Here is a 4,047-nt window from a genome sequence, read left to right as displayed (position 1 = left end):
GCGGCGCGGCCCGCTCGGTGCTCGGCCCGGTCGACCCGGGTCTCGCCCGCCGCACCCTGGCCGACCTGGTCGCGCTGCGCCGCGAGGGCCTGCGGGCGCCGCTGCCGCTGCCCACCGACGCCGCCGCCGTCTACGCCCGCAACCGCGCCCGCGGGGTGGTCCCGGCCAACGCGTTCGCCGCCGCGGAGAGCGAGTGGTCGCGCTTCGAGCACGCCGAGGCCCCGCACGTCTTCGTCCGGGGCGCCGCGGGCGGCCCGCTGGTCGTCCGTCCCGAGCCCGGCTCGGGCGGGGAGCCCACCCGCTTCGGGGAGCTCGCCGTCCGGCTGTGGGCACCGCTGCTCGACCACGAGAGGCAGGACGCGCCGTGAGCACCACCAGCGTGTTGTCGGCACCGACCTTCGAGGTCGACGGGCCGCTGCCGACCGGCACCGTCGTGCTGGAGGCGAGCGCGGGGACGGGCAAGACCTACACGATCGCCGCGCTGGCGACCCGCTACGTCGCCGAGGGCGTCGCGGACCTGGACCGGCTGATGCTGGTCACCTTCGGTCGCGACGCCACCCAGGAGCTGCGCGAGCGGGTCCGGGAGCGGCTGGTGGGCACCGAGCGGGCGCTGGCCGCCGTGCAGTCCGGCGCCACCCCGCCGACGCCGGAGGAAGACCCCGTGGTCGCGCACCTGGCCGCCACCGACCCGGCCGAGCTGGAGCGGCGCCGGGCCCGGCTGGCGACGGCGACGGCGTCGTTCGACGCGGCGACGATCGCCACCACCCACCAGTTCTGCATGCAGATGCTGGCCGGGCTGGGCGTGGCCGGGGACAACGACCCGGACGCCGAGTTCGTCGACCACGTCGACGACGTCGTCACCGAGGTCGTCGACGACTTCTACGTGCGCAAGTACGCCGCCCCGAACGCGGGCCGCCCGGCGTTCGACCGGGCCGCGGCCCTGGCGTTGGCCCGCCGCGCCGTCGGCGACCCGCAGGCCGAGCTGGAGCCCCGCGACGCCGACCCGGCCACCCCGGCCGCCACCCGGTACGGCTTCGCCTCCGCGGTTCGCCGCGAGGTCGACGCCCGCAAGCGGCGCTCGCGCATCTACAGCTACGACGACATGCTCACCCGCCTCGCCGCGGCGCTGCGCGACCCGGTCCGCGGCCCCGCCGCCCGGGAGCGGCTGCGGTCGCGGTTCTCGGTGGTGCTCGTCGACGAGTTCCAGGACACCGACCCGCTGCAGTGGGAGATCCTGTCCCTGGCGTTCCACTCCGCCCCCGACACCACGTTGGTGCTCATCGGCGACCCGAAGCAGGCGATCTACGCCTTCCGCGGCGCCGACGTGCACAGCTACCTGCGGGCCGCCGACGCGGCGGCGACCCGGCGCACCCTCTCGACCAACCGCCGCAGCGACGCGGCCCTGCTCACCGCGCTGGACGGGGTGTTCGGCGAGGCCGCCCTCGGGGACTCCGGGATCGTCGTGCACCCGGTCCGGGCCCACCACACCGGGCGGCGGCTGACCGCCCGGCACGACGCCCCGCTGCGGCTGCGGCTGGTCGACCGGGACCGGCTCGACCTGACCGGGCGCGGGCTGGCCCGGGCCAAGGGCGCCCGCGCCGTGGTGGCGCGTGACGTCGCCGTCGACCTGTCGCAGCTGCTCGACGGCACCGCCCGCTTCGCGGGGGGACGGCTGCGCCCCGGGCAGGTCGCGGTGCTGGTGCGGACCAACGCCCAGGGCCTGCTGGTGCGCGACGCCTGCGCCGAGGCCGGGGTGCCCGCCGTGCTCACCGGCTCCACCAGCGTGTTCACCACGCCGGTCGCCGCGGAGTGGCTGACGCTGCTGGAGGCCGTCGAGCAGCCGCAGCGCTCGATGCGGCTGCGCGCCGCCGCGCTGACCCGGTTCGTCGGCCACACCGTCGCCGACCTGTGCGGGCCCGACGCCGAGGGGCTGGTCGACCAGCTCGGCGCGGACCTGCGGGCCTGGCACCAGGTCCTCGCCGAGCGCGGGGTCGCCGCCCTGCAGGAGGCCGTGTTCGCCCGTTACGCCCCGGCCGAGCGCCTGCTGCGCAGCCCCGACGGCGAGCGCGACCTCACCGACGTGCGCCACGTCGGCCAGGTTCTGCACTCCGCGGCGCTGGAACGCCACCTGGGCCCGACGGCGCTCACCGAGTGGCTGCGGCACCGGATCGGCGAGGCCGCCCGCGACACCTCCGCCGAGCGGAGCCGGCGGCTGGAGTCCGACGCCGACGCCGTCCAGATCGTGACGGTGCACCGGTCCAAGGGGCTCGAGTTCCCGGTGGTGTACCTGCCGTTCGCGTGGGACCGCTGGGTCGACGACCGGCCCGAGACGCTGCTCTACCACGACACCCCGCCCGGTGCCGGTGGCCAGCGCCGGCTGCTCGACGTCGGCGGGTCCACCGGGCCGGACCGCACCCGGCGCACCGCGCTGCACCAGGCCGAGGAGGCGGGCGAGGACCTGCGGCTGCTGTACGTGGCGCTCACCCGCGCCTGCAGCCAGGTCGTCGCCTGGTGGGTCCCGGGGACGACGACCGCGGCGGCGTCGCTGCACCGGGTGCTGTTCGGGCACGCCGGTCCCGGCGCGGAGCCGGAACCGACCGCGAAGGTCCCCGGCGACGCGAACGCGCTGGCGTTCCTGCGGGAGCGGCTCGCCCCGGCCGGCGCGTCGGTGGAGACCCTGCACGACCGCGACCCCGCCGACCGCACCCCGGTCCCGCCCGACGCGGGGCTGGCCGTCGCGACGTTCACCCGCACGCTGGACACCGCGTGGCGGCGCACGTCCTACACCGCGCTGACCGCGGCCGCGCACGCCGCGCACCACCCGCACCCGGCCGTCGACGCCGACCCGGAACCGGCCGCGACCGCGCCCGGGGTGCTGACCGAGCCCGAGGACGAGGGCATCGTCGACGAGCCCGACCCCGCCCCGCTGCCCGGTGCGGCCCCCGCCGGGGACGCCACGGCGGGCGCAGCCGGCCCCGCGGCGTTCCCCTCCCCCATGGCCGACCTGCCCTCGGGCACCGGGTTCGGCACCCTGGTGCACGCCGTGCTGGAACACCTCGACACCCGCACGGCCGCCCAGGGCGACGCCGCGCTGCGGGCCGAGGTCGTCGCGCACGTCACCGAGGAGCTGCGCCACCAGCCGGCCGACCTCGATCCCGACGAGCTCGCCGACGCGCTCGTCCCGGTGCTGCGGACCCCGCTCGGGCCGATCGCGTCCGGGCTGGCGCTGGCCGACGTCGCGCCGGGCGACCGGCTGTCCGAGCTGGACTTCGAGCTCCCGCTGTGCGGCGGGGACACCCCGACGGGGCGGCTCACCCTGGCCGGGCTGGCCGCCGCCGTCCGCAGGCACCTCGGGCCCGGCGACCCGCTCCACGGCTACGCCGACCTCCTCGACTCCCCCGACCTCGCCGGACAGCCGCTGCGCGGCTACCTGACCGGCAGCATCGACTCGGTGCTGCGGGTCCGTGACGGCGCCGGGGAACGGTTCCTCGTCGTGGACTACAAGACGAACTGGCTGGGCCCGGTCGGCCCGTCCGGGCGCGACCCGCTGACCGCGGCGCACTACACCGCCGACCGGCTGGCCACGGCGATGGCCGACGCGCACTACCCGCTCCAGGCGCTCCTCTACGCCGTCGCGCTGCACCGCTACCTGCGCTGGCGGCTGCCCGGCTACGACCCGGACACCCACCTCGGCGGGGTCGGCTACCTGTTCCTGCGCGGTATGTGCGGGCCGGACACCCCGGTCACCGGGTCCGGGCCGCTGGCCGCGCCGTGCGGCGTCTTCGCCTGGCGGCCACCCGCCGCCCTGGTCGAGGAGCTGTCGGACCTGCTGGACGGAGGCACCCCGTGACGACGACCGCACCCCCCACCCCGGCGCCGACGGCACCCCCGGCGCCCGAGCGGGACCCGTTCGGTCCGCGGGCCGCCCGCACCGCGACCGGGGTGCTCGCCGCGTTCAACGAGGCCGAGATCCTCGCGCCGGGCGACGTGCACGTCGCCCGGAGGCTCGCCGCCCTCGGCGGGCGCGGCGACCCGACCGCCGCCGAC

Annotated in this window: 2 protein-coding genes and 1 pseudogene; all 3 read left to right on the top strand. The window is 77.8% G+C overall.

Going from position 1 to position 4,047, the window contains the following annotated elements; genetic code table 11:
- Positions 1-368, top strand: a pseudogene (locus NH602_RS28895) (exodeoxyribonuclease V subunit gamma); the annotation flags it as partial.
- Positions 365-3,850, top strand: a complete 3,486-nt coding sequence (locus NH602_RS28890) for a UvrD-helicase domain-containing protein (protein ID WP_253069459.1) — start codon at positions 365-367, stop codon at positions 3,848-3,850. The pseudogene NH602_RS28895 and the gene NH602_RS28890, both read left to right, overlap by 4 nt.
- Positions 3,847-4,047: hypothetical protein (locus tag NH602_RS28885; RefSeq protein ID WP_253069458.1), on the top strand; the 201-nt coding region annotated here is incomplete at its 3' end. The genes NH602_RS28890 and NH602_RS28885, both read left to right, overlap by 4 nt.

It is taken from the genome of Pseudonocardia sp. McavD-2-B (assembly GCF_024124365.1).
GTDB lineage: Bacteria > Actinomycetota > Actinomycetes > Mycobacteriales > Pseudonocardiaceae > Pseudonocardia > Pseudonocardia alni.
The sequence above is the reverse complement of the archived record's forward strand: the minus strand, read 5'-3'. Positions and strand labels throughout refer to the sequence as shown.